This window comes from Bradyrhizobium sp. USDA 4541, assembly GCF_024171085.1.
GTDB classification, from domain to species: Bacteria; Pseudomonadota; Alphaproteobacteria; order Rhizobiales; family Xanthobacteraceae; genus Bradyrhizobium; species Bradyrhizobium australafricanum.
The window spans coordinates 8,657,893-8,681,559 of sequence record NZ_JALJZF010000001.1; the positions used below are offsets into that span (position 1 = coordinate 8,657,893).

General features: G+C 58.4%; 20 protein-coding genes. 6 read left to right on the forward strand and 14 right to left on the reverse strand.

What is annotated here, in order from left to right; all coding sequences use genetic code 11:
• Nucleotides 1-148 precede the first annotated feature (148 nt).
• The 9 genes from J2R80_RS41015 to J2R80_RS41055 all read right to left on the reverse strand — a co-directional run bounded on the left by J2R80_RS41015 (nucleotide 149) and on the right by J2R80_RS41055 (nucleotide 10,810).
• Nucleotides 149-982: a serine hydrolase gene (locus J2R80_RS41015; RefSeq protein ID WP_253640723.1), complete on the reverse strand. Its 834-nt coding sequence runs from the start codon at nucleotides 980-982 to the stop codon at nucleotides 149-151.
• Between the two features lie 49 nt (nucleotides 983-1,031).
• A complete protein-coding gene (locus tag J2R80_RS41020; RefSeq protein WP_253640724.1) occupies nucleotides 1,032-2,204 on the reverse strand; it encodes a substrate-binding domain-containing protein in 1,173 nt (390 codons plus the stop codon).
• Entirely contained in the window at nucleotides 2,205-3,215 is a 1,011-nt protein-coding gene (locus tag J2R80_RS41025) for an ABC transporter permease (protein WP_253640725.1), read from the reverse strand. It abuts the gene before it with no gap.
• A gap of 5 nt (nucleotides 3,216-3,220) precedes the next feature.
• Entirely contained in the window at nucleotides 3,221-4,747 is a 1,527-nt protein-coding gene (locus tag J2R80_RS41030) for a sugar ABC transporter ATP-binding protein (RefSeq protein WP_253640726.1), read from the reverse strand.
• Between the two features lie 345 nt (nucleotides 4,748-5,092).
• The gene (locus J2R80_RS41035) at nucleotides 5,093-5,674 is read right to left on the reverse strand and encodes an NmrA family NAD(P)-binding protein (protein WP_253640727.1); all 582 of its coding nucleotides are present in this window, start codon (nucleotides 5,672-5,674) and stop codon (nucleotides 5,093-5,095) included.
• 397 nt (nucleotides 5,675-6,071) lie between these two features.
• Nucleotides 6,072-8,597, reverse strand: a complete 2,526-nt coding sequence (locus tag J2R80_RS41040; protein ID WP_253640728.1) for a S8 family peptidase — start codon at nucleotides 8,595-8,597, stop codon at nucleotides 6,072-6,074.
• Complete coding sequence (locus tag J2R80_RS41045) at nucleotides 8,587-9,807, reverse strand: AAA family ATPase (protein WP_253640729.1); 1,221 nt, start codon at nucleotides 9,805-9,807, stop codon at nucleotides 8,587-8,589. Before J2R80_RS41045 ends, J2R80_RS41040 begins: the two co-directional genes overlap by 11 nt.
• A gap of 33 nt (nucleotides 9,808-9,840) precedes the next feature.
• Nucleotides 9,841-10,182, reverse strand: a complete 342-nt coding sequence (locus J2R80_RS41050; protein ID WP_253640730.1) for a hypothetical protein — start codon at nucleotides 10,180-10,182, stop codon at nucleotides 9,841-9,843.
• Between the two features lie 415 nt (nucleotides 10,183-10,597).
• Nucleotides 10,598-10,810: a hypothetical protein gene (locus J2R80_RS41055; protein ID WP_253640731.1), complete on the reverse strand. Its 213-nt coding sequence runs from the start codon at nucleotides 10,808-10,810 to the stop codon at nucleotides 10,598-10,600.
• A gap of 758 nt (nucleotides 10,811-11,568) precedes the next feature.
• Here J2R80_RS41055 and J2R80_RS41060 point away from each other — a divergent pair.
• Together J2R80_RS41060 and modC are read left to right on the forward strand one after the other, a co-directional pair.
• Complete coding sequence (locus J2R80_RS41060; protein ID WP_253640732.1) at nucleotides 11,569-11,997, forward strand: GNAT family N-acetyltransferase; 429 nt, start codon at nucleotides 11,569-11,571, stop codon at nucleotides 11,995-11,997.
• Nucleotides 11,998-12,742: 745 nt separating this feature from the next.
• The gene (modC, locus tag J2R80_RS41065) at nucleotides 12,743-13,945 is read left to right on the forward strand and encodes a molybdenum ABC transporter ATP-binding protein (protein WP_253640733.1); all 1,203 of its coding nucleotides are present in this window, start codon (nucleotides 12,743-12,745) and stop codon (nucleotides 13,943-13,945) included.
• Nucleotides 13,946-14,297: 352 nt separating this feature from the next.
• Here the strand turns inward: modC and J2R80_RS41070 are convergent, their stop codons facing one another.
• From J2R80_RS41070 to panD, 4 genes are all read right to left on the reverse strand, one after another.
• Entirely contained in the window at nucleotides 14,298-15,503 is a 1,206-nt protein-coding gene (locus tag J2R80_RS41070; RefSeq protein WP_253640734.1) for a phospholipase effector Tle1 domain-containing protein, read from the reverse strand.
• Between the two features lie 19 nt (nucleotides 15,504-15,522).
• Nucleotides 15,523-16,977, reverse strand: coding sequence for a hypothetical protein (locus J2R80_RS41075; protein ID WP_253640735.1), 1,455 nt, complete (start codon nucleotides 16,975-16,977; stop codon nucleotides 15,523-15,525).
• Between the two features lie 220 nt (nucleotides 16,978-17,197).
• On the reverse strand, nucleotides 17,198-17,833 hold the full coding sequence (locus J2R80_RS41080) for a dethiobiotin synthase (protein WP_253640736.1): 636 nt from the start codon (nucleotides 17,831-17,833) through the stop codon (nucleotides 17,198-17,200).
• A gap of 862 nt (nucleotides 17,834-18,695) precedes the next feature.
• On the reverse strand, nucleotides 18,696-19,097 hold the full coding sequence (panD, locus tag J2R80_RS41085; protein WP_253640737.1) for an aspartate 1-decarboxylase: 402 nt from the start codon (nucleotides 19,095-19,097) through the stop codon (nucleotides 18,696-18,698).
• Between the two features lie 444 nt (nucleotides 19,098-19,541).
• Between panD and J2R80_RS41090 the strand changes: the two genes are divergently transcribed.
• The 4 genes from J2R80_RS41090 (at nucleotide 19,542) to J2R80_RS41105 (ending at nucleotide 22,680) form a co-directional block, all read left to right on the forward strand.
• Nucleotides 19,542-19,901: a Dabb family protein gene (locus J2R80_RS41090; RefSeq protein ID WP_229195036.1), complete on the forward strand. Its 360-nt coding sequence runs from the start codon at nucleotides 19,542-19,544 to the stop codon at nucleotides 19,899-19,901.
• Between the two features lie 115 nt (nucleotides 19,902-20,016).
• Nucleotides 20,017-21,411, forward strand: a complete 1,395-nt coding sequence (gene pabB, locus J2R80_RS41095) for an aminodeoxychorismate synthase component I (RefSeq protein WP_253640738.1) — start codon at nucleotides 20,017-20,019, stop codon at nucleotides 21,409-21,411.
• Nucleotides 21,408-21,992 carry an aminodeoxychorismate/anthranilate synthase component II gene (locus J2R80_RS41100; protein WP_253640739.1) on the forward strand — a complete coding sequence of 195 codons (585 nt, stop codon included), beginning with the start codon at nucleotides 21,408-21,410 and terminating at the stop codon, nucleotides 21,990-21,992. Before pabB ends, J2R80_RS41100 begins: the two co-directional genes overlap by 4 nt.
• 484 nt (nucleotides 21,993-22,476) lie before the next feature.
• The gene (locus tag J2R80_RS41105) at nucleotides 22,477-22,680 is read left to right on the forward strand and encodes a hypothetical protein (protein WP_253640740.1); all 204 of its coding nucleotides are present in this window, start codon (nucleotides 22,477-22,479) and stop codon (nucleotides 22,678-22,680) included.
• A 75-nt stretch (nucleotides 22,681-22,755) separates the two neighbouring features.
• On the opposite strand, the gene J2R80_RS41110 is transcribed toward J2R80_RS41105, so the two are convergent.
• Nucleotides 22,756-23,637 carry a pantoate--beta-alanine ligase gene (locus J2R80_RS41110; RefSeq protein ID WP_253640741.1) on the reverse strand — a complete coding sequence of 294 codons (882 nt, stop codon included), beginning with the start codon at nucleotides 23,635-23,637 and terminating at the stop codon, nucleotides 22,756-22,758.
• Nucleotides 23,638-23,667 lie beyond the last annotated feature (30 nt).

Below are 23,667 nucleotides of genomic sequence, written 5' to 3' on the forward strand. Positions count from 1 at the left end.
AAGGTGTAGGACTAGATCGCCTCGGCTCGACAAATCGAGCCGTCGTTGTTTCGCCTTCAAAGCGCCCGGACCGATCATCATCGTCAGGATCCGCTCCCGCGCTCCCGGCCCGATCAGTCGCCAGCACAATGTAATCAGTCACCAAATATCAAGGGACTGACAAATCGTCGAACAGCGCCTCACCCAGATCACCCATGAAGCGCGCCACTGCATTGTCTGGGAGAAACGACCGATCATCTCCACTGGCGAAAGCTGTCATCACCACTATCACGCCACGCCGCTCGACAATGACTGCGTCCCCACGAACACCGGAAACGAACCCGGTCTTGCCAGCGATGGTGAGGTCTGGTGCCGTGCCGTGGTCCGCGGCGTACGGATCATACGGCAGTTTGCGTAGCAACAGATCGACGTAATGCTGGCGCGACATGATTTCGCGGATTGTCTGCGAAGCTCGGACGCTGATCAGTCGGCCTTCGGCAATGGCCGTGAGTGTCGCAAGGAAGTCACGGGCAGTGCTCACTGCAAAATTTCTTGGGTCGTTTCCGATCTTTGCGAAATCGATGCGATTGATGAGGCGCGTCGATGGCAAACCGATGTCGGCAATAATTTGGTTGATCTTGTCGAGGCCGAGCAAGTCAATAATGATATTGGTCGCGGAGTTATCGCTCAGGATGATCATGAGGGTCGCGATATCGCGAAGCGGCATGCTCACCCCAGGCGATAAATACTTTAGCACTCCCGATCCGCCGACTAAATCGCTGGTTTTGACGGAGATGACCTGATCAAGCGATTGCCGTCCCTTCTCCACCTCGTTCATTAGCGCGACGAGGATATGAAGCTTGATGCAGCTGGCGGTCGCGGTGGATTTATCCGCTTGCCAAGTGATCGACTTTCCCGTCGAGATGTTGTATCCGGCGAAGACAACATCGCCGGACCAACTTCTAGCGAGATTGATCGCGCGGGACGAATCATCCTCTGTCATAGGTCGCTGCCGGAAAATGAGGGCTGAGATTCGCCTCGACCTAGCGGCATCAAAGATCTTTGACATTGCCAAACTTCTGCAAGATGCCTGTTGCTGCCAGATAGCGATTTTCCGGCACAAGGGGCGGCAGCAGGACAACCTTTCCGGCCGCATCGTAGTAGGTGTCTACATCCTTCTTCGTGAGCACGATCTGTGGTGCCTTTGTCAGCGGCGGTGGCTTTTCGTCGTTCACGATCGCGACGCCCATGGCGAGAAGATACTGGCCCCAGTGAGTGCTGAACACGGAGCCTTCGCCGACCCATTGCGGATTGGTGCGCAGCTCTTTCAGAGCCGCAAGCGAACCGCCGAGGCCGGCGACCAGCGCCTTATCGCCGCGCCCGGACTCTGCAACAGCCCGCCACGTGGCGATGGCGGAATCATCGTTGACCGCAAACAGCAGCAAGTTGCGGTCCTTGGGAATGGTCTGGAGAACGTTCTTGACCGCCGCATAGCTAGCTTCGAGCGCGCCCTTTCCATCCACCTGTATACCGGTCGGACTAATAATGGTTGTCGTCGCGGTGATCGCCTCGGGGCCAACCTGCTGCATCCCCATCTCCTCGGCGATCGTAATGTAGAAGTAGCGGACGCAGTCGTTCACCTCCACACCGGCGGCAGCCGCCTGAGCGACAAGCACAGTGGTATTGTCGGCGGTCCAGCCCTTCTCCCTGGCGGCGGCGGCGACAATCTTGGCAGCGTCGATACCGATCTCCTTGTTGACCAGGTTGAACCAGTGCCCGCCCGGAACGGGTACATTGATCGCGACATAGGGCACCTTGGCCCGTTCGAAAACCTTCCGCAGGGAGTTCCCGATACCTTCGACACCGTTGTATTCGAAAACAATGTCCGGCTGCTCCTCGATCATCAGCCTTGCATTGTTCAAGGCGGTGACACCGTCGCCGTTATTGTTGTATCGCGAAAGTACAACGCCTATCTTGTCAGCCGCCGCCTTGAAGCCGTCGCCAAACTGCTTGAAGAGCTCGCCCGACTCCTGAACATTGGCAAAAGCGAACTTGTACTTGCGATCGCCGGCTTCAGCCTTCTGGATGCCCAATCCGGCGAGAACAGAGCCGCCCAGAACCGCAGTACCAGCGACGAGCGTGCGCCGGCTCATCATGATTGATCTATCTGTCTTCGAGTTCATCATTTCCCCCTGAGTAGAATTGTCCGCGATGGCCACGACCACTTAGCTGTCCTCACGCGCGAGCACCTCACGCAGCCTGGCGAAGCTCACACCGATGAGCAAAATGGTTCCGGTCACAATCTGCTGGTAGAAAGCAGGCACATGCAAAAGGGCCAGGCCATTCGCCACGGTCCCGAGGATGAGCACACCGATCAGCGTTCCTCCGATATTGCCTACGCCGCCCGATAGTGAGGCTCCGCCAAGCACGACGGCAGTGATCGAGGATAGTGCCACATCGGAACCGACCGTCGCCGAACCTGCGAGCAGCTGGCTTGCAACAACGACACCAGCAAATGCCGAGAGGGATCCGCAGAGTACATAAACTGAGATCGTCACCAGATCGACACGAATGCCGGCGAGACGGCTCGCCTCCGAGTTACCGCCAACTGCGTAGAGCATGCGGCCATATACGGTAAAATTCAGCAGGAACGTGCCAGCGAGCGCGAGAGCGACAAACGCCACGACATAGGCAGGAACGCTGGCAAAGGCAGGATCGGCCAAAACACCGGCCTCGACATTGGCGAGTGGCACGGTAACGCCATCGGTCACTGCATAAGCTAGACCGCCGGTGATGGACAGCGTTCCGAGGGTGACGATCAGCGGACTAATTCTAATTTTGGTGACGATGAGGCCGTTTATCAATCCGACGACTGCTCCGATGATGATGACGAGCGCAATGGCCGCCGGCACATTCATCCCAGCATTGGAGAAGAGCGCGAACAGAACAGAGCCGAGTGGCAAGACACCGGCGACGGAGAGGTCGAACCCCCCGGAAATAATCGCAAGTGATTGTCCGAGGGACACGATACCAATCACCGTGACATTGGTCAGCACATTGGCCGCATTGCTCCAAGTCAGGAAAAATGGGCTCGCAAATGAAAGCGAGACGACGATCAGGAGATAGAAGAAGCCCATCCCGAAGAACTGCACGAGAAGCCGCACCACCTTTTGCCGGCGAATACCGGGATCTGCTGGCGTTTCGGGCGCGGTGGTCTCAACGAAAGCCTGACTCATTTTAATCAAATACCTCCTGCCGCGAGCGCAGCCGCGGCCGACTGCGTTTTGGCCGCGCCGCTTAGTTCTCCGACGATGCGGCCATCACGGATCACGATCAATCGATCGCTCAGCTCGACTGCTTCCTCGATGTCTGACGTGACGACGACCATCGGACACTTTGTCCTAGCGATATCACAAAGGAAGGAATGGATTTGTGCGCGCGCGCCGACGTCGACGCCCCGGCTCGGCTCCTGCAACACGAGGAATGCGGGGGCCATCGCCATTCGCGAAGCAAGAAGGATCTTCTGTTGGTTACCACCGCTCAACTGACCGAGAGGCTGCTCCAGCTTGTGGTAACGCACGTCGAAGCGCTGGCCTATCTCTGCCGCCCAGCGCCGTTCAAAGCCGGCGCGGATCACACCGAAGCGAGACATGTGCGATAGCACCAGCAAAGCGAGATTCTCGCGGATGCTCCGCCTTAGTACCAGCCCTTCGCGCTTGCGTTCGGCGGGAACGTAGCCAATACCGAGCCCCCTTGCCTTGATCGGGGTGGCAGGGATCGGGCCACCTCGGCCAAACAAGGAGAACGTTCCAGAGATATCATTTCGAGTTCCGCCAAGTCCTTGCGCGACAAGTTCGGCGCCAGACCCCCGCAGTCCGTAGAGGCAGACGATTTCGTTTGCCGCGACGCTGAACGACACGTCAGAAAGAGAAGGGATACCAGATCGCGACCATTTACTAACAACAAGCGCCGCCCGGTTGGATCTGCTCATAGGCGCGATCACCGTTTGCTTGCTGTGCTGATCGCGGCCGAGCATATGGCGGATCAATTCCGACTTGCTGGTTCTGGCCGTAACCATGTCGGCAACCTTGCGACCATTGCGCAGGACGACGACACGCTGGCTAAACTCATGCACCTCGTCCATACGGTGCGAAACGTAGATGACGCCGACACCATCGCGGTTCAGCCTGGCGACGATGCCAAACAGTCGGCGACTCTCCTCCCCGCTGAGCGCTGCAGTTGGTTCGTCCAGCACGATGATGCGCGCCCGGCGGGCCAGCACCTTGACGATCTCGACGATCTGCCGCTCGGCCAAGGTCAGTCGAGCCATCGGGCGCGACAGGTCACCGAGATCGACTCCAATGTAGGCAGCGGCCTCCTCTGCCGCCCGCCGCGTGGACCGTCGCGTAACGAGCCCACACTTTCCTTCCCAGCGATTAAGCATCACATTATCGGCCACTGATAGATGCGGCACATAAGCGAGCTCCTGCGGGATGAGAGCGACCCCATGCGCCAACGCATCGCGGGGCGCCTGAAAGACGACAGGCCGGCCCTCCAGGGCCATTTCGCCGTTATTGTCGGGCCGAATCACGCCGGAAATGATCTTGGAGAGCGTGGACTTGCCGGCGCCGTTTTCACCAAGCAGAGCAACCGTCTCTCCGCGCGCAAGATCGAGATCGACGTGCTGCAGCACGCGCGTGACGCCGAAGGTCTTGCCAATATTACGTAGACGCAACAGGTCGCTCTGGATCGGGCCGCAGTCCGACAATACGGCTCCAGGACTAATCTCGGCCGCGGGCACAGTCGAACTTCTCATCACCCCTCGCGCGCGTTTCACTTCCGTAGAATATTCTTTTGTCCGTTCGCTCGAACGGATAGCCAAATATTCTATCTATTCAGCGCAGTTTGGCGGCGATTTTCGTGCAGTTTCCGCATCTTTTGTGCGAGATCGGCCTCTCACCCTACTCAGGAAACCCACTCGCGAACCTATTCCGGCACAGGGCCTCAAAACGTGCATCGGCACGCAAATGCCTGCAAATCGTCACCTCCGTAAGCGATGGGGCGGTCAAGCGCGCCTGCCCAGATGGCCGCGAGGTCAGACCCCGTCAGCACGTCAGGTCCGACGAGTGCGTGGCTTCGCGCGGCAGCGGCGTTGCGGATTGCTAGCGACGCAGAAGCTCCTTCGCCGCCGCTTCGCCCACATCACGGACATCGACAAGCGAGAGGCCCGTGCTGCCAAGTGGCATCCCGTAGCCCCCTGAGTGAGCAGCGCATCCTTCTGCGCCACCGCATCGTTCTGGAAGTAATAGAGCGGACGAAGGAGCGTTGCCGGTAGGTCGCAGGCTTCGGTCATGTGCTCGACTGTGGCCTTGTTGGCAAAATTCGGCACATCCGCAAACTGCCCCGCCTTGCCCCCTGATAGATGAACTATGCCCTTGACCTTGGCGTCGCGGGCGACGTTCAAGGTCAGCATTGCCTTGGCGAGTTCATCCGTCGCGTTGGCGACAAGCAGAAGAAGCGTGCTCACGCCGTTCATCGCGGCGCGGATACTGCTCACGTCGCTGAATTCACCCTGGACCACAGTCACCCCGGCCGGGAGCTTCGCCTTATCGGGGGCGCGAGTGAGAGCGCGAACGTCCGTGTCGGCTTCGGCAAGCGAATGCGTGCCGGTGGCGCCGGCGACCAGAATGGCCATTTCTTATTTCCTTGCTGTTGCGCGACGGCCTAGGCGACAATGCGGCGAAGCTGTTTCCCTTCGGCCGAATCTTCGTCGATGCGGGATCCCTGAAACAGTTCAGCCCGCCGCGAGGCGCAGCGGGCTGGACCGTGCAAGGACCCCGGGGCGTAGGTCTATGCAGCGATGGTCTGAGCTTGCGTTGTTGGGGGCGAACGCCTCGACAACGCACGGCCCATCGAAAGAGACAGACGTAAAACCTCTCTCGTGGATTGTTTCATCGCAGCACCCATCAGAATAGGTGTTTATCTGATATGCGCCATCATTTTAGCCGATGGATAAGCGTGGCCGGTGGCGCTGCCTGGCGCGCAGGTCAGCATACCGACGATCTTCGCCCTCGGCACTTCAGGGTACGCAGCTATGTGCGGGTTCGTAGACGTACCGCTGTGCGTATGTCCTGCATATCGACGCGGCCCGCGAGCAGCGTCTGGCGGAAGGTCTGGAAAATCGGCGCGCCGCGTTCTTCGTCTTCGATGGTCAGGATCAACGAAAACGGGATTCCCTCGGCCGGGAAGGTCGCCTCCGCGCGCACCACGCTCTCCACCTCAAGCCGCCATTCCGCCGAGTTGCCGACGCCGCCGCTGAAATCCGCCGCGTAGCGCTTCGTCGGCCACCATTTCAGGCCGTGGTCGATGAGGCTGCGCTCAGGGATCGTCAGCTTGCCGGTGCGCGGCAAGAACGCCTGGGAAATCTGGTCGTTGTAGCTTGGCTTGCCGTCCTTCCGATCGGCCGGCTGGCGCTGCCGAAGATGGGCGCTGAGATTCACGCGCACGAATTCAGACCCAAAGGCCTGATTGATCGGCGCATCGTAGACGAGAGTCATTCTGACAAGACCCCGGCAGGCGCGCGTGGCGGCATCCACCAGCGCCGCAGGCCACTGGAAATTAAATCTGAGGATCGCGGGTTTCTGCTCGCCGGCGGTGAGCCGGCTTTCGAAGACCATGGTGATCGCATGGTCTTCCGTTTCCAACATGGTCGTCGCCGACGAAGGCCGGCCAAACCCGACGAACTGACGCGCGACATCCCGCAGACGGGGCGAGGCGAGCGGGGCGGGAAGCGTCGCGTTATGGATCAGAAAGGCCCGCAAAGTGCGGGGCGCGAGCCGCTCCCCCGTCGCGGCGTCAAGCGCGGCGAGCGTCTTCGCGGCAAGCGGGGCCGCAAAGCTGGTGCCGCAGGTTTGCGCCTGATTGCCTTGCGGGTCGCACGAAATTAGATGCGTCGTGCCCGGCTGCGATGCGTCGCCGGTCCCGCCGAAATGCGCGACATCGGGCTTCACGCCAACACGTAGGCCGGGCCCGCGACGGGTGTAGGTGGTCGGCGCTTCTACGATCTGGCTAGAGCCCGGAGGGTTTAGGGCGCCAACCGCGATCGCGCGCACGCTCTCGCACGGCATGAAGATCGTGTCGGGATCGGTTCTGGCCGCCAAGGCCGCCAGCACCTTATTAAGTTTTGCGGGCCACGGGCCGCGCCATTCGACGCCCGACAGATTGCCGGCGGAGTTGACGATCAGAATGCCGAGCCGATCCTGAATATCGTCGAGCCGCGCTGCGTAGAGGCTGTAGGTATCGGCATCGACCGGCGCCACGACATTCAACGACATATTGAAAATCCGGACGCCATGGCTGTCCCGGGCCTCAGTGAGCGCCGCTTCCAGCTCCTCCAGAAATGCTTCGAAGCCGCGTTGGCCATAAACAACACTGAAGGGTGCTCGCGGCATCAAGGGTACATCGACAATGTCACACCCGTCGGACTCGACGGCCAACTGCGGCGAATTGACGGCCTGAGCGCCGATCAGCACGCCGGCCACGAGTGTTCCGTGACCGGGGTCGCAGTCGGCTTCATCCAAAAAGTCATGACGGTCCAACACCCATGCTCTGAGCGGGCCGTCGATGCCGGTATCGATCACGCCGACACGAGGATAGCGGCCATCGGCGACGCGCGGAATCGCGGGAAAGGGCGATGGACCTGCAGCGGCCTGAGCTTCGGTCGGCTGAATGAGGATCGGAAACCTGATGCGGCGGACCAGCGGATGATCGGCCAGCCGCCGAAGGATATGTTCGTGACGGTTCACGTCACGATCAAGGTGAGCCGGCGTGATGACGCGCTCCTCTGCGCCGCGCACGATCCGCCGGTCTTCGATCCGTGCCGGTTCGGTTGCGTCGGTCAGAAGCATTTCAATCGCGGGCGTGCCGCCGGGGCTCGGCAGCAACGTCGCAAGCAGGCCGCGCCCACCCTCGCGGAAGATCGTTTGCAGCGTCGCCAGCGAGCGCTGGAATCCCAAGGCATCGTGGTCGCCGCCGTCGATCAAGGGCTGCGTCTCAAATAGCTCGACGATGTAGCCGCTTGCTGCGCGCGGATCCGAAAGCGCCGCAACGGCGGCATCCGCCGCAAAGGACCGTTTCAGATTGGACGGAGCAAGCTCGATGGCTTCAATGGCTCCGACCTCACAACGATTGCGGGTGACGCAATGGTAAGGACGCCCGGTTTCCCTTGAGATACGGGTCTCGCCCTGGTCTTCAGCAAGAGCAATGTGGCGCCGCAACCGCGCGAAATGGATCAGCGGCGCCCGGAAATACAGCTCGCCCGGCGCTCCGGCCCCCACGCAGGGAAACTGATCGGCCAGGAAGACAGCGCGATTGGGCCGATACGATTTCGCGATCGCTTCAATGCGCATCCGAACCCGCAGATAGCACAGCGGCCCGTACGGCCACCGGGCAACATCCTGTTCAATCCTTTGCAGAGCGGCGAGTAGGCCGTCGCGATGCTTCACGAAGGCGGCATCACGCCCTTCGAAAAAGTCCTTGTCGCTGCCTCCGCGCTTCGGATCGGGTGCCCGCAGAAACGCATCGTCGTTGAGCACGATCTGGACGGGGTTATTGGGCATTGGTCAGGCCCTCCGGCGGTGCTTCGCGCGCCGCGTAATCCTGCGCGTAACGCGAAATAGTGCTTTGGCTGACGCCTAGCATCTTCGCGATGCTCGCCTGCCGGATCGGCAGGCCGGAGTGGAGAAGCGCACCGACGAAACTCGCCTCGTCGCTCACGAACATCGATGCGGGTGAGAGCCGGTTCTCGCCGATCGAAAGCCTTGGCACCAGAGCCTTGGCCGCCGCCAGAATCGTCGTCGCCGATACGTCCAAGCGGCCGAGAGCCAGACCCCGTTTCAAGGCATCGGCAAAATTCTTGAGGAACGACCCCGACCGCTCGCCGACGATAAAAACAAGCGTTCGCACTACGTCCTCATCAACGTCCAGTGGACGGAGGAATGTTTTCAGCATGGCGAAGCGCGTGCGCTCGTCCGGCAGATCAATCCGGATATGATTTTCAAAACGCCGCCACACAGCGGAGTCAAGCAGTGCGTCGTGGTTGGTGATCGCGACGGTCAGCCCGGTTCCTGCCCGCGCATCGAGGTTCTGAAGCAGCGTGTTGACTACGCGCTTGATTTCTCCCACTTCGTGGGGGTCGTCGCGCATTTTGGCCAAAGCGTCGAATTCGTCGAGCACCAGCATGCAGCGGTAGCGATTGGCGAACGTGAACAGGTTCGCGATGTTGCGCGCCGTCGTGCCGAGGAACGAGCTGACAAGACCGTCGATACGGGCGTTGATGACCGGCAGGCGCAGTTGCGCGGCCAACCAGAACGCCGTTAGAGTCTTGCCGGTGCCCGGCGGACCATAGATGAGGCAGGACCGCGAAGGCTCGACGCCCATCTCCCGCAGGGCCGTGACCTGCTTCCATTCGCCGAGCATGGCGTCTAGCGCCAGCGTCAGAGTCTCGCTGTAGATCGGCGCGGGACGCCCAGCGCCCGGATCTAGGATCACTTCGGCCAACGGCACGCTGGTTTCGCGGTCGGCGGGCGGATGCACATTGGCGGTGAGTTCGTCGCCCGTGACCAACAGGCGAGAAACCTCCACCGCGCTCGGGGTGAGGCTATGCTCGCTCGACACGCCCGTGAGCAGCCGATCGACAGCGGCCGCGGCCTTTTCGTCACCGTCCGTCCTTAACCGGTCGCGCAGGCGCTCGACCTGCTTCCGAAAACGCGGATCGGTTCCTTCGAGGCCGATCCGGCAGAGGGTCTGTATGACGGAGAAGTGCTCCATGGTCCCGACGAATCGCCTATGAGGGTTATATATTCACTTGCATTCCCATTTATGCACGAATTCCGGCAGTTTATGCAACAGGAAAAGTATTTGACCCGAGGAGCGCAAATGGGTGGAACCCTGCTGGGGACCGCGATTGTTGCGGCTTTCCTGGCAAATTTGACCGCTTTTGCCCGGCTGGCCACTCCCGCAGGGCGCGGGGCCGGAACGCCAGCGCATCAGCACCATGCGGATCGCCGCGATGTTTGCTCGCGCCCGGGCTTGCTCGGGCGCGGTGGCGGCATGACGGCGCAGGATGTGTTTGGCTTCCGCCAGAAGACCGCACAGATCCGTTCCCGTCAGGTGCATCAGTTCGGCGATGGACAATACTTGCATGGTTTCCTCCGTCGTTTTGACCGCGCCAATCGCGGCCTTCTGGCGGAGGCCCCTGCACCGGAGATGGCGGATGCATCGCCTGCGACCGGAACGAAGAGGAGGAGTGCACAGCACTTGCAGCCATCCAGCCGACGAACGGTGCGACATGGCCGAAAAAAGGACGGGGTTGGTGTGGCGAAACGAAGGAGGAATGCGAGTACTTGATGATGACCGGGCTGATGCGCCTGACGCGAACCGAGCTGCGCGCCGGTTGCGAGGATCTGTTGCCGTTTTCGCGACATGCCTTAGGTTCGACAGACCAGATCATCGCGCGAACGCACGGACATGGCCGTGGTGAAAAATCTGGGCGCGCCCCAATTCGGTGATTGGCTTCGCTCTCCGTTAGCACTGTTTTGCGCGCGCTCTATAGCGGTTGTCAGGCGTTTTTCTCGGGGAGAACAGTTGGGTCAATTCCTGCGTCCTGCAAAGTCGCTTCCAATTCGTGCAACAGCACGAACGTACAGCGGCTCTTTGCCGTCGCATATTTGTTTGAGTTCTTTAAAGCAAAAGATCGAATAAGATCGCCAACGAACACGCGGCGATCAAAATCGAACACCTGTGTGCGATAAGGCCAATTCGTTTTTCTCACATTTGTGTGCAGAGACGAGCATCACTTCGTGCGTTCATATCAAGAGGGCACGAACAGGAGCGCCGTTCTACTTCCTCTGCGAGCAACGGCCATTGGCCATGAGCAAGCCGAGATCGTTGCCGACCTGAAGACGACTGAAGGAGCGATATCATCGGACTAAGGAGCGACGAGAGCGCTTGCTTCGATCCAAGGAGCAGCAGTTGCCACATCAGGCGGGAGATCGTCGCGTCGGAATCACAAGAAATCGGTCCGATTATCCCGAGGTAAGAGCCTCCTTCGCTCTCGTCAGATTGTGAGAGGCTCGACTTGAGCTTTGATGCCAATGTTGACGACAAGGTGTTAGCGGCGCATCGAGTCTTGGTAGACTCCAAGAGGCGATGGCGGCGCTATGACGGGCTGGATTGTCAAAGGATGACGACCGATCACGCTTTGTACAAAAACCGTCTTCTCCAGGGAGACGCCAAGCCTCACTGCCATCACGGAATTCGAGAAGCGCCTGACAACGCTGCGCTCGGTGCAACAAGGCAGCAAACATCACCAGCACCGCGACTTCGTACTCGCATTTGCACGCCCCCCCGCGGACGCTCGCAAGCGATTTCGACTATCGGCTTTGGTAGTTTCAGAGCTCTCCTGGCGGTGTAGTCTGCGCCAGGTCTACCCTGCTCAAACATTCCATGCCCCATCGATCATCGAGAGTAGCGGAACTGATGTTCATGGCTGAGCCACGCTCTCATAGACCCGCTCGCAAGCTGCGCGGGATGCCACCGAACATCGTTGTGACAGATGTAATTCCGCCCTCGGTCATAAACGCAATCGAGCGAGGCTCTGAAGGGTCCCATAGCCTTATAGCTAGCACGGGTGATCGACGGCCGCTTGCTGTCTTGCTGAATCAACCGGAAACCCAGCGCGTTGTGGGCGGTGCCATAGGGTTGTCATCTCTCGGATTGCTGTTCCTAGACGCGTTCTTTTTGCCCGAGCAGTTTCGTGGAAGGGGTCTAGGGACAATGCTTTTGAGGGAATTTGAGGAGGAGGGCCGGCGGCGCGGATGCCGAACGGCATTTCTCTACACGATTAGTTTCCCAGAATTCTACGCTGGAAACGGTTGGAAGGTCCTCGGCCGCACACCTTACGATCGACCTGGAACATTCCGCGTTTTCATGACGAAAAGCTTGAAACCATGCTCATAGGCCCGGATCCATTGCTCTCCGCCGGTTCGCCACTTGCTACAACTCGCAGTTCAAGCAGCGTGCGTGCCGCATCGCATCCAAATATCCATCTGGTCCGCCTTCCAAGTCCAGTTTGGAAACAAGGTCTAAAATCCAAAATCGCGGCAAGCGCCAGGCCAGGGCTCAACCCGGCACCTATGGGTATTTTACCTTTCAGGAAAGCGGGGCATTCCTCTGCGGCACCCGGATTGCTGGAACGGAATAAATAGCCATTGAGATGAACCTGCTCGTAGCAGTCACGTTCCCGGAGTTCTCGATGAATGAGGCTATGGTCACAACACACAAACCCGAACATCAATTTGGCGTTGGACACATACTCCGGACTCCTCACTAAAGAGACTAGACTCCTCGCTAAAGGGACTTTGGCATCCATCAAGAGAAGGCTGGACACAAGGCTATGGGAGCTTCGGCGCAAGCCCGCGAAATGAAAGCTGGAAGGCCCTTCTGGAAATTCGGACATTCCTTTCTGCCGTCGAGCAGTTCCGGAACACCGCTTCAGCTAGACATCGGCGAGCGCGTTCTGCGGAGTTCGCGCGACTGCCTAGAACGACGCAGAGCTCTATGACAAAGTGGTCGATTTGCAATCTCGCAGCCCGCCTGTTGGTCCCGGTGGACCAACTTCGCACTTCAGCTCCGGCGGCATCCTGCCGTGCACGCTTTATGGTCGCCTTCTTGGTACCTTGAGATAGGTCGCGAGTACGAGCAAATGCGGACAGCAAAACGAGGTCTTATCGAAGTCGCCTTCAGCGATTCTCACGCCAGTATTCCGGTTGACGCGCAATTCACCGTTGCCGCCACCGGGATAACGGCTGTTTTTGGCCCACCGGGTTGCGGCAACGTCAGGCTGGCGCGCTTGATCGCCGGTCTCGAGCGGCTGCCAACTGGCTTTTGTGCTATCGATGGCGAGCGATGGCAGGACGAAGATACGTTCCGCCCGCCGCATCTGCGTCGTATCGGGCATGTGTTCCAGCGGCCGATCCTCTTTTCGAATCTGTCTGTCAGGCGCAACTTGCTTTACGACGCACCCAAACCCAAACCGCTCCCGATCGGGCTTGACGAGGTGGTCGAACTGCTCGACTTAGCGCCCCTGCTTGAGCGCTCTCCGTCGCTCCTTTCTGACGCCGAGCGGCAGCGAGTGGCGATTGGCAAAGCGCTATTATCTCAACCTCGACTGCTTATCATGGAGGAGCCCGTTGGCTCGGTCGATCGCTCCACCAAGCGCGAGCTTCTGCCTTTCCTGGAGCGATTGCATGAGAAACTCACGCTGCCGATGATCTATATCAGCCATGACATGGCTGATATAGAAGGACTGGCCGACTATCTCGTCATAATGAAACGGGGCGTGGTTATAGCGGCCGGCCCCCTCGACGCTCTTCAGAGCGACCTCGCGCTGCCGCTTGCCACGCGCCAGGAAGCCGCCGTCAGTCTTGATACCGTGGTCGACGGCTATGACGATAGCTATGGGCTGCTCGTCCTCCTCTTCAAAGGGACGCGCCTACTGGTACCAGGAGAGCCGCTCGCACCCGGCGCACGGCAACGGCTTCGCATCGCAGCCCGCGACGTTAGCATTGCGCGCGCGATGCCGAGCGCAAGCTCCATCGTCAACGTCTTTCCAGCGCGCATCAAGGCTTTCGTGCCCTTCGGCGACGCTGAGATCACGTTGCTGCTTGCGCTCGAGGCGGACGGCTCGGGCGCGCGATTTTTATCGCGCATTACGCGCCGCTCCTTTGATTCGCTAAGGCTCAAAGATGGCATGGACGTCTTTGCCCAAGTCACAGGCATCTCGCTCATCGCCACCTCGGAAATCCTCTTGAAAGGATTGGCGGCTTCGACCTGCGGGGAAGATCCTGTGCAGGAAAGCAGTGAGAGGCTGCATCCGTTGACATTTGGACAGGGCATAGCGTTCTAGGGAGAGATAAGCAGGCTGATACGATCTGTTGCGACTGGTCGAGAATAAGCCGGTCGGAAATCTGCGCGCGAGAGGCCAATCATCGGCTTGGCATCAAGGATGCTCGTATCGTTACAAACGACGAATCCTGACTCATCGCCTTGTACAACAAAGCTTCGAGATAGGGCCGCGCGAATTTCCGCGGAAGCCGCATCCTCGCATTAAGATGCGTAATTTCCCGTGAACTATCCGCCCCCTGCGTTGCCTTCCGAGAAGCCGATAACGGCTGCCAGTTGACGCATAAAACAGCCGTCCGGGCTCAAATTCTCGAGCTCTCGCACAGCCATTCGCTCGTGCACGATGGAGCCGAGGCTTACGACGATGCGGCAGCTGAGCCATCGCCGCGGCTAACGTCATCTTCGAAGTATTTCTTTGCTTCCAAATGCTTCCGCAGGGCGACCGGTCTGTACGGGCCGAAGCTCGTGTAGTTGCGCACAGATTTCATGGCAAGTCGTTCGTAGACGGTATCGTGAAGCTGCGCGGTGTCAGGGACTTCACGGGGCGCCTTGGACCAATGGAGAGCCGTTCCGCCCATTCCGACCATGCATTCATCGTGCATCATTCCATCCGCTGATGGATAGAGCCGCAGCAGATTCCTGTCGACGAGGACGCGGCCAGGTTCAGGAATTTTTTCAGCAATGAATTCCACCATCCAAGCGAGCGTGACGTCTGATAAACGCGATTCGTTTTCTGGATAGCTTCCGCCGACATCAGCGTGATTGCCGGCGAACCAGATCTGATCGAATTGCTCGGGTTCGCCGTGCCTGTCGGGCCATGTAACGGTCCCGCTCCCTCCCCACGGGACGCGCTTGAAATCCTTACGCCCTTCGTCGATCGATTGCAGATGCCGTGCGTACTGAACATCGGATGGGAAATGGCGGTCGTACGTCCAATCGGGAAAGATCCGTTGCCAGCCGATCGCCGCAACTGCATCCCATATCCCGATGAAATAGGCGGAAGCACCGGCGGCGCGTCCAGCTTCTGCTTTGTACGCCGACCGGAACTGCTCCGCTCGCTTGTCCGCCTCTGCTCCGTTGCGCGGCATTCCGAGACGATAGACGCAGGCAACGGCCTCACCGGCCACTCGCCGCAGCGATTTCGGATCGAGGCTGATGGATTGCCCACTCCGCTCCTGTCTCGGAATGCCGCAGAGCTCCAGTACATGGGCGAGGCACCTGGCCGTGTAGGCACCCCGGCTGAAGCCGAACAGGTAGATGCGATCCCCCGGCTCCCACACGCCGATGATGGCCGTGTAGCAATCGATGATCTTCTTGGTGATGCCGAACCCAAACATCTGCTGGAGCGTTTCCTTGAACCGGCGCCAGCGACTGTCATATCCTGGTGCCGGCGTTCCTATTCCTGGAACGTAGAGCGCTAGCTGCTTTCTGGGGTCGATGATCGAGCCAGGACCTGTCCGCGTCGCCCGGTACAGTTTATAGACATTGGTCCGGCTCTCGTCTGGCAGCAGACCGCCTTCGTTTCCGGTGCCGTCAGCGAACAGCAGGATGTTCTTGGCCACGTTCGGTTCTCCTCTCAGGTCACACCAGAAGATCGATCGACGATTCTGCGATGACAATGCCGGTAGCATCCGTGAAAATTGCAGCAACGTCCCTCATCTTCTGCCGGAACGTGTCATAGGCATCCTGACCGATCAGTGGAATAGCTTCAGCGAGGCTTGCCACCTCTCCCGGCTTTTTTGCAAGAATGCCCTTGAGCTTTTGCTCTTCAGAGCGAAGGCCTGCGATAGCGGCGTTAAGGTCGGAGATGTTGGTCGGGGTTACGAGTTTCCCACCAATGTAGACAACCTGACTGAGACCAACGATGCCGAGAATCGTACCCGGAACGACGAATGTCGACAACTGATTGACACCCGCAGCGATCAGACCGCCAATTACAACCAGACCAAATATGAAGCTCTGATAACGGTACACGTCAAAGGCCCCGTCCGTGGTGAAGAAATCCCGCCAGGTTGCGTTTGCCGGGTCAACGACAGTCTTCGCCATGGGTATCCAGCCATGTCGCAGGAGCCATGCCCGGTTATCAGCTGAGAGCGTATTGCGCTGGCTGTCGGTACCTTTGGCGATTGTGGCTCCGATGCCGCTAATGCCGAGCAGCGCCAGGATTGAGGCAGAGAGGTCGACAAGAGTTCCTGTCTGCAACAGCAGCAGAGTTATGAGGGCGGCGACGGCCAGCGAGAATGCAAGTGTCTGGAACGTCGAAAGACTACCCTTCCCATCCGGACCTGCGCAGACCTGAGCGGGACTTAATGCTCGCAGAAACGAACCAAACGTGTGATCCTGTTTTCTCAGAGCAAACGCAATCCAAAGGTAAAGAACGAGGACCTCTGCGAATACCGAGAAGATGCTGAACCAGTACGGACTGAGCCTGACACTCACGGACGATACCCGCCAGGGAGATTGACCAACCGGACTGTTACACGTGTAGAGGTACAAATCGACCCTGCTCCAAAACCACGCAAGGTCATCGGCCATGTTCAGCGTAACGATTGTCTGATCGGGCTCGAGCAGATGCTTCTGCACCAGCGAATCCAAATCCGTCGCGCGGCGTGTCACAGCGTCTTGTCGCTTGAAGATATAAGTCTGATCGCCGTAGTCGATTCCGGCAAAGTATCGCGCGCCATCGACGAATGGCGCACGAACTCCGATGTCCACGCGCTGATTTGTAGGAAGAAAATTCGTGGCGAGCACGAGGGGGGCGCCAACCGGATTGCGGCCTGACCTAAGCTCCACGGCAAATTCGCCAGGCTTAACGCACTGCTTTTGAGGGTCGCGGGACGCGGCGACAGCCGGAGCCTCGGCAGCTGCGGGCTTCTGATCCAGCTGATCCGCGCGCGGTTGCTCGGGCGCCGGGCCCTGCTCAGGGAGGAGCGGGCCATCAATCGCAGCCGTGTGCTGTCGGGCTTTCGTCGGTGAGCAGAGCAACACACTCGTCAGCATAATCGTGTACATCGCAACGAACAGCGATCTCGTCATTCGCCCTCCCCGACAGCCCGAATAGTCGGCGCCATTTACCAGGGGTTGCGTTCGTCACGCAAGCCAACCTGCCCAGTTGAACCCTCGTGGGATCGGTGCTGCCGACGAACCGGCAGCGAGAGCGGTCCTGAAGCGAAAATTCGTCCGCGGTCAAATGTCATGGCGGCCAGCTCCGAAGACCCGCTCCCGCGCAGAGTGGCGGCAAAGACAAAGCGGAGCCTCATGGCTTGAAATCGTCATGCCGGAAGGAAGCCCTGAACGCAGCTTGCAGCGTGTCTGCCGACAACGGAGCAATCCAGGGCAGCCGTCCTAACCACCGCACCCGGCCAATCTCGCAAATTGCTTTCGTAACATCCGAATTCTTTTCACCAACGAGGGCTATTCCAAGAATATCGATCTGGCGCCTTCGGAGCGCATCTATGGACAGCAGCGCACAATTGACCGTCTCCATACTTGTGCTAGCGCAGAGCACGACAGGAAGTCGCCATCTCTCCAGCACGTCAATGTAAAGCGAGCTGCAATTGAGCGGGTCCATCAGTCCGCCCGCTCCTTCGATCACAAGCGGATACTCTCCGGGATCCGGCACGTCCAGCGAATCGATGTTGATGCGTACTTCGTCAATAGCTGAAGAACAGTCGGGCGAAACGATCGCTGGCAGTCGGTAGCGCTCAGGCACGATGCGGTTCAATGGAAGATTCCCAAGACGACGGACGCGCTCGCTGTCGGTTTCTCCCTCGAGACCGGCTTGAACTGGTTTCCAGAACTTCGCGCCGAGAAGATTAACAAGTCCAGCGCAGAACACCGTCTTTCCGACCCCGGCACCTGTACCGCTCACCACTATTCTCTGCAGGCTCATCGACCTTGCACTCACGTCATCTCCAGCGGTGCGCGCAACTCAACCTCCACAACAATCTCGGTTCGTTAAGAGGATCGCCTGACCTTCTGGACGATCGAAAGCCTGCATTCGGCGCACGGCCCAGCCTTTAAGGTTGAGCAAAGCGTCCGGTGCGCACTTGCGGCTATTTCTTTCTCCAGGCCAAGGCGGCCGCAATCATGGAAGATGCATCTCGTGTTCGCTCCCTGCCCCAGAAAGACCTGCTCCGCATGACTAGATTGACCATGCGCCTTGAGCGTGCATGCGATGGCTCTTCCCTGAGTTGCGTGCCATTCGTTGTGACAGGTCAAGATTGTTTCCGGCACACAAATTTTGTCCGCGCCGTACGAAAGCAGCCCCCTTTGTCAGAGTGTGTCCTGATAGATGCAAAACTGTACGCTTCGAACGACGGCCGGGGGTTCACCTGGTTGGTATCACCAATGGCGATCGTCTTGTCGGAAAGGGCGTCGACGCATACCAGGCTGCTACGAGTCATCTGCGCGCTCCGGCCCTGTACGCGAATATCGATCGAAGAGCCGAGCAGGCCGGGCGGTTCATCGCATAGGCATCAAGAAGCAGCTCGCCCACTTCCGCCGACCAATTTTTGTGCTTCCCCTATCGCCGCGCAGAATCGGCTCCTGGGCCCATCCCTACGCCACCCGCCTCCACCCGAATGAATTTAGCGGTGACGCGCTATCCAGCGCAGACCTATCGTCGAGGCGGATTTTAGTTCCGTCCACCGGTCTGAAAATGCTCAGCCATTTGACTTATTTGAGACAAAAGCGGCGACGTTGGCCGGTCGCTCATCGATCGCCTCCTGGTGAGCGCGGACTCGCGTAGAGCTCTATCGGTTTGCGACGGCCACGCCGGCTCCCAGGCCACCGTTTGCGCTTTGAGGTCGACAAATATGATTCTCCCGATCAACCAGCACAACACGCGGCTTGAATTCGTTAGCCTCCTTCTCGTCAAAAGACGCATATGCAACGATGATCACCTTGTCGCCAGGCATTGCGAGCCGTGCAGCCGCTCCATTCAAGCCTATTGTTCCCGATCCCATAGGGGCCTCAATCACATAGGTGGCGAACCGCGCTCCAGTTTCGATATTGTAGATTTCGACGCGTTCGTTGATGAGGAATCCCGCCGCATCCAGCAACGCGCGATCTATCGAAATCGAGCCTTCATAGTGCAGATCGGACTGGGTGACCGACGCGCGATGGATTTTTCCCTTCATCAACGTAACCTGCATGGATTGCCCATCCTGAAGTCTGTGCGGAGTGCAGTGCTGCCTGGTTTTAACAGGATTGCCGACCTGCCCCCGTTTCCAGCCCGGCATTGCGTGCTGGCCGGCTTACGGGATTATGCTGGTCGAAAGCAAGTCGCCGCGGAGATCGAAGTCGCGCTGTTCAAAAAGGATGGTGCTGCACTTCAATCGATCATGTATTCCGTCCGCGAGCCACACCATACCTCTCGAGCACCACGGTCCGTGCTGTCGTGCAACTGACATTCAGATCGTTGACGTGCGGCCAACTTACACACCTTGATCAACCAGAAATTCTGCGAGCTCCGCTGCAAGGCCATCGACACAAGCGGCCAAATACGTGTTCTGCTGTCAATGCCCTTCCGGCGTTGCGTTGAGCTTGATCCCGGGATAAGAACGCCGCCAGGTTAGGTCGTCACGTTTGCGGTCGCCATGATCCGTCACATCGTCTTCTTCACAGCCAGGGACAAGGCCGATATCGACCAAATCGTAGAAGGTCTATCGGTTCTCACGTCAATCCCATATGCACGTCGGCTTGAGATTGCGCGCAACCGCAAGAGCGATCAGCTTGGCAATGATATCGACATCGTGGTGTACGGCGAGTTTGACAGCGAGGCGGATCTTGCTGCGTACAAAACGCACGGTTTGTATCAAGAAGCGATCCGGTGCGTACGGCCATTTCGGGAGATGCGCTTTGCCGCAGACTACGAGCTATCAACAGACGTGTATTTCGCCGGAACTGCCGGGCTAGGGCAGCTCGCTCGGCCCGTGAGACGAGCCCGCCATGAGTAGCTCGATGATCGGCCTCAAGGTTTTGTACGCATCGAACGAAAAATGCCCTCGTTCGGAATGGCATCACCATCGGCGCGGGCCTCACAGTCTGTCCCTCTTCGGCAATCCATAGCCTATGCACGTCCGCGAGCTGCATTGGGTTGAACCTGTCAAGGCGCTGCGATGCCTTGCGCAGCGGCCGCAGCTTACTTTTCTCGATAGCGCGGCTGGGCCCGAGCTGCTTGGACGTTACTCATATTTGGCTTGCGAACCGTTCGGTACCTATTTGGTCGCCGAAGGAAAGGCAAGCTGGCATGGGGAGGTCCTTCCAGGCGATCCATGGGCGGTCCTGCGCAACCTTCTCGTCAGATGCCGGGAAGCACATCGGCCCGATCTCCCGCCGTTCCAGGGGGGAGCTGCCGGCTTCTTCGCGTACGATCTGAACCGAACCCTGGAGCGGCTGCCAGGGCCATCAATTCCCTGTCTCCGATTGCCTCAAGCAATTCTACATTTTTATGACGTGGTGGTCAGCTTCGATCACCGCGACCGCAGATGCTGGATCGTCTCGACAGGATGGCCGGAGCAGGACCCTGCTCGACGAGCCGACCGTGCGCGTCGCCGGGCCGATGAGTTTACGGCGCTGCTTGCCAGACCAAGGTCGCCGCAGATTATAATTCCTGCTAGGGCGGGCGCGTGGGAGTCGAACTTTAGCCGTGAAGGCTACATAGCAGCGATCCGACACGTTATCGAACTGATTCTGGCTGGGGACATATTCCAGGTGAACATCGCGCAATGCTTCAATGCGAGGGTGTCGCCGCTGTTCGATCCGGTCACATTCTATTGCCAGCTCCGGTCATCAAACCCAGCTCCTTTTGCTGCCCTCTTGCGCTACGATAAGCTCACGATTGCATCGAGCTCTCCTGAGCGATTTCTGAAACTTGACGCGCGACAGGTCGAAACGCGTCCTATCAAGGGAACTATTGCGCGTTCCGCGGATCACGCGGAAGATCGCCGCCGGGCCGAAATCCTGCTTGCGTCCGAAAAGGACCGCGCTGAGAACATCATGATCGTCGATCTGCTGCGCAACGATCTGTCACGCGTTTGCACAGACGATTCGGTTGACGTTTCGACACTGTGCGACCTCGAATCCTATGCCTCAGTGCACCACCTCGTCTCGGTCCTCACGGGCGCACTTGCTGCAGGGCAAGATGCTGTCAGTCTGCTTCGCGCCTGCTTTCCTGGCGGATCCGTGACCGGTGCGCCAAAGGTGCGAGCCATGGAAATCATTGCGGACATCGAGAAAGTGGCCCGGGAGGTCTATTGCGGCTCGATCGGATTCATCGGATTCAACGGACACATGGACACCAATGTTGCCATCCGCACAGTGATGGTCAATGACGACCACGCTTGGTTTCATGCAGGGGGTGGAATAACGGCAATGTCGAATCCTGAAGCCGAGTACGAGGAAACGCTTGCGAAGGCGCAGAGTCTCTTCGGCGCTTTTGGTGTCGATCCGGCCGGTGCATTTTGATTTTCATCATCGATAATTACGATTCCTTCGTGTTCAATATTGCGCGCTATTTTCGCAAGCTTGGCGCGGAGACGAAAGTCGTCCGGAACGACACGATCAACGTCACCGATCTCGTTGAACTTCAGCCACGAGCAATCGTCATATCTCCCGGCCCCTGCACACCAGTCGAGGCCGGCATATCCACTGCGGTTGTTCGCGAACTTTCGGGGCGCGTCCCCATGCTTGGCATCTGTCTTGGGCACCAATGCATTGGAAGCATGTTCGGCGGATGCGTGGTCCGCGCACGCCATCCCATGCACGGTCGGGGTTCCCACGTAACGCACGAAGGGCGCGGATTGTTCAAGGGACTTCCGTCACCCCTTTATGTGGGGCGCTACCATTCTCTGGTCGTCGAACTTAATCCAGCAGACACGCCGGATCTCATGGTGACAGCTCGTTCAGATGAAGGTGAGATCATGGCCTTGGCACATCGGCATCAACCAACCTACGGGGTACAATTTCACCCGGAGTCCGTACTTACTAAGGACGGTAACTTGCTACTTACGAATTTCTTGCGATTGGCGGAGAGTTTTCGAGCGTGAACCAGAGCTCCTTTATTAACAGCTCCAGAAATCGGCTCGCCGAAGACAAGACGAGCTGCTGCATTTGATGGACGAGCTCTGTGCACGTCGTGAAAGACAGTTGTGGTCTGTTGAAGATCGAGCGAAAAAGCGCGAAAGAGCTCAATTTGTACGCCGCGTACTCAACTTTTTCTTTTAGCGCAGCCACAAATGCACTACTTGAGACCACCAATGCAAAGCCTCTTCGCATCACCTCCTTCGATGAACAGGCGGATTACCCTCTGGCGTAATCGCAAAAATATTTACTAGAGATCCGCCAAGAGATTGGCGGTGCCTTGCGGTAGTCTTGCTACCGCTGCCCTTAAGGGCGTTTCCTCCCTTGACTTGGCCGCCGGTCCTCCAGGATCGGCGGCTCTCTTAGGGTTAGGTCAACGTCCTTCTGATTGAGAAATCATAGATCATCTCCACTCGGCCTACGCGGCACCGGACTGGCGGAACGTGTGGGATGGGAATTGAGAACATCATGCAGCACAGAGGCGTGCAATTCAGCATCCTGGAAGCATCGCCAGGCCAATGGCGCTACAATTTCAAGATCGATGGCAAAACGATCAGTGGCAAGACCCAAACGAGATTGCAGCTTCTCGCGGTCCGTCGGGTCAAGGATCGCATTAATCGAGAACTGAATCGCAGCGCGGAAAGCCAGAATTGACGTCGCGTGTATGGCTCTCCCGGCTGCGCCCGCTCGACCTTGTCGTTCAAGCGTCAGCTACGCGTAATCGCCTGGCTACGGCCGCTCAGGCAAATCAATCCAGATATCCGAAGGACCATTCAGGAGCATATCCTGATCTGCAACGTAGATACTATCGAAGACCCTGATGCCATGAGCCATTGCTGCACCGACGATTATGAAGGGGAGCTTGACCTGTTCCAGATTTTCGAAGCTCTCGGCGTCAACGATTCGGATAAAATCGAGTTTGAATTTTCGGAACGCTATCAGAGATGTAGCTGACGTGATCAGATTCCTGACACACGAGGTTCCCTGGGTGACCTGTTTTCTCGCATGATCGAGTGCCATGAAAAGACACGACAGCTCGTCAAGCTCGGAGCGGCTAAACCGCCTCAATCGCGACGAGATCGGCACTCCGTTCCTGTATCTCACCGTCGGCACAAACCGTATCTCACAATCGAGAAGGAGGTCGGTGACGGCGCGCTTCACCAGGATCGCCTGACCAATATCTTTGAGTCCGAAGTAGCTGCGGGTTGGTCGCGCATAGCAAATCCAGCGGATCGCACCGGTCACGGCTTCCTTCAAGCGCTCCTGGGGCCCGTCCAGACGCAAATCATAGTCCTCTTGTGATATAAGCGTTCGATAGCCTGCCGGAAACATCTCGGCATCATTAGACGAAACCACGGCAGTTGCGCCCGCTCGTAGCGCAAGCCCGATATCATCGTCCAAATTGAAATCATAGCTAACACCCGGCTCAAACTGGCTCTTGTTCGGGTATACCGTGACAATTGCTACGTCATTTTCGCTTGCAGCCCTTCTGATCAGTTCTGCATGACCGCGGTGCAGGGCGCCCAATGTGTGCACCGTGCCGATCGTCTGCCCTGTTCTCGCGACTTCGCGAAGAAAGGTTCTGCCAGCCGAAAGGGACGCCAGATGCATCTGTTTTACTCCAGTTCTTCTGAATGAAAC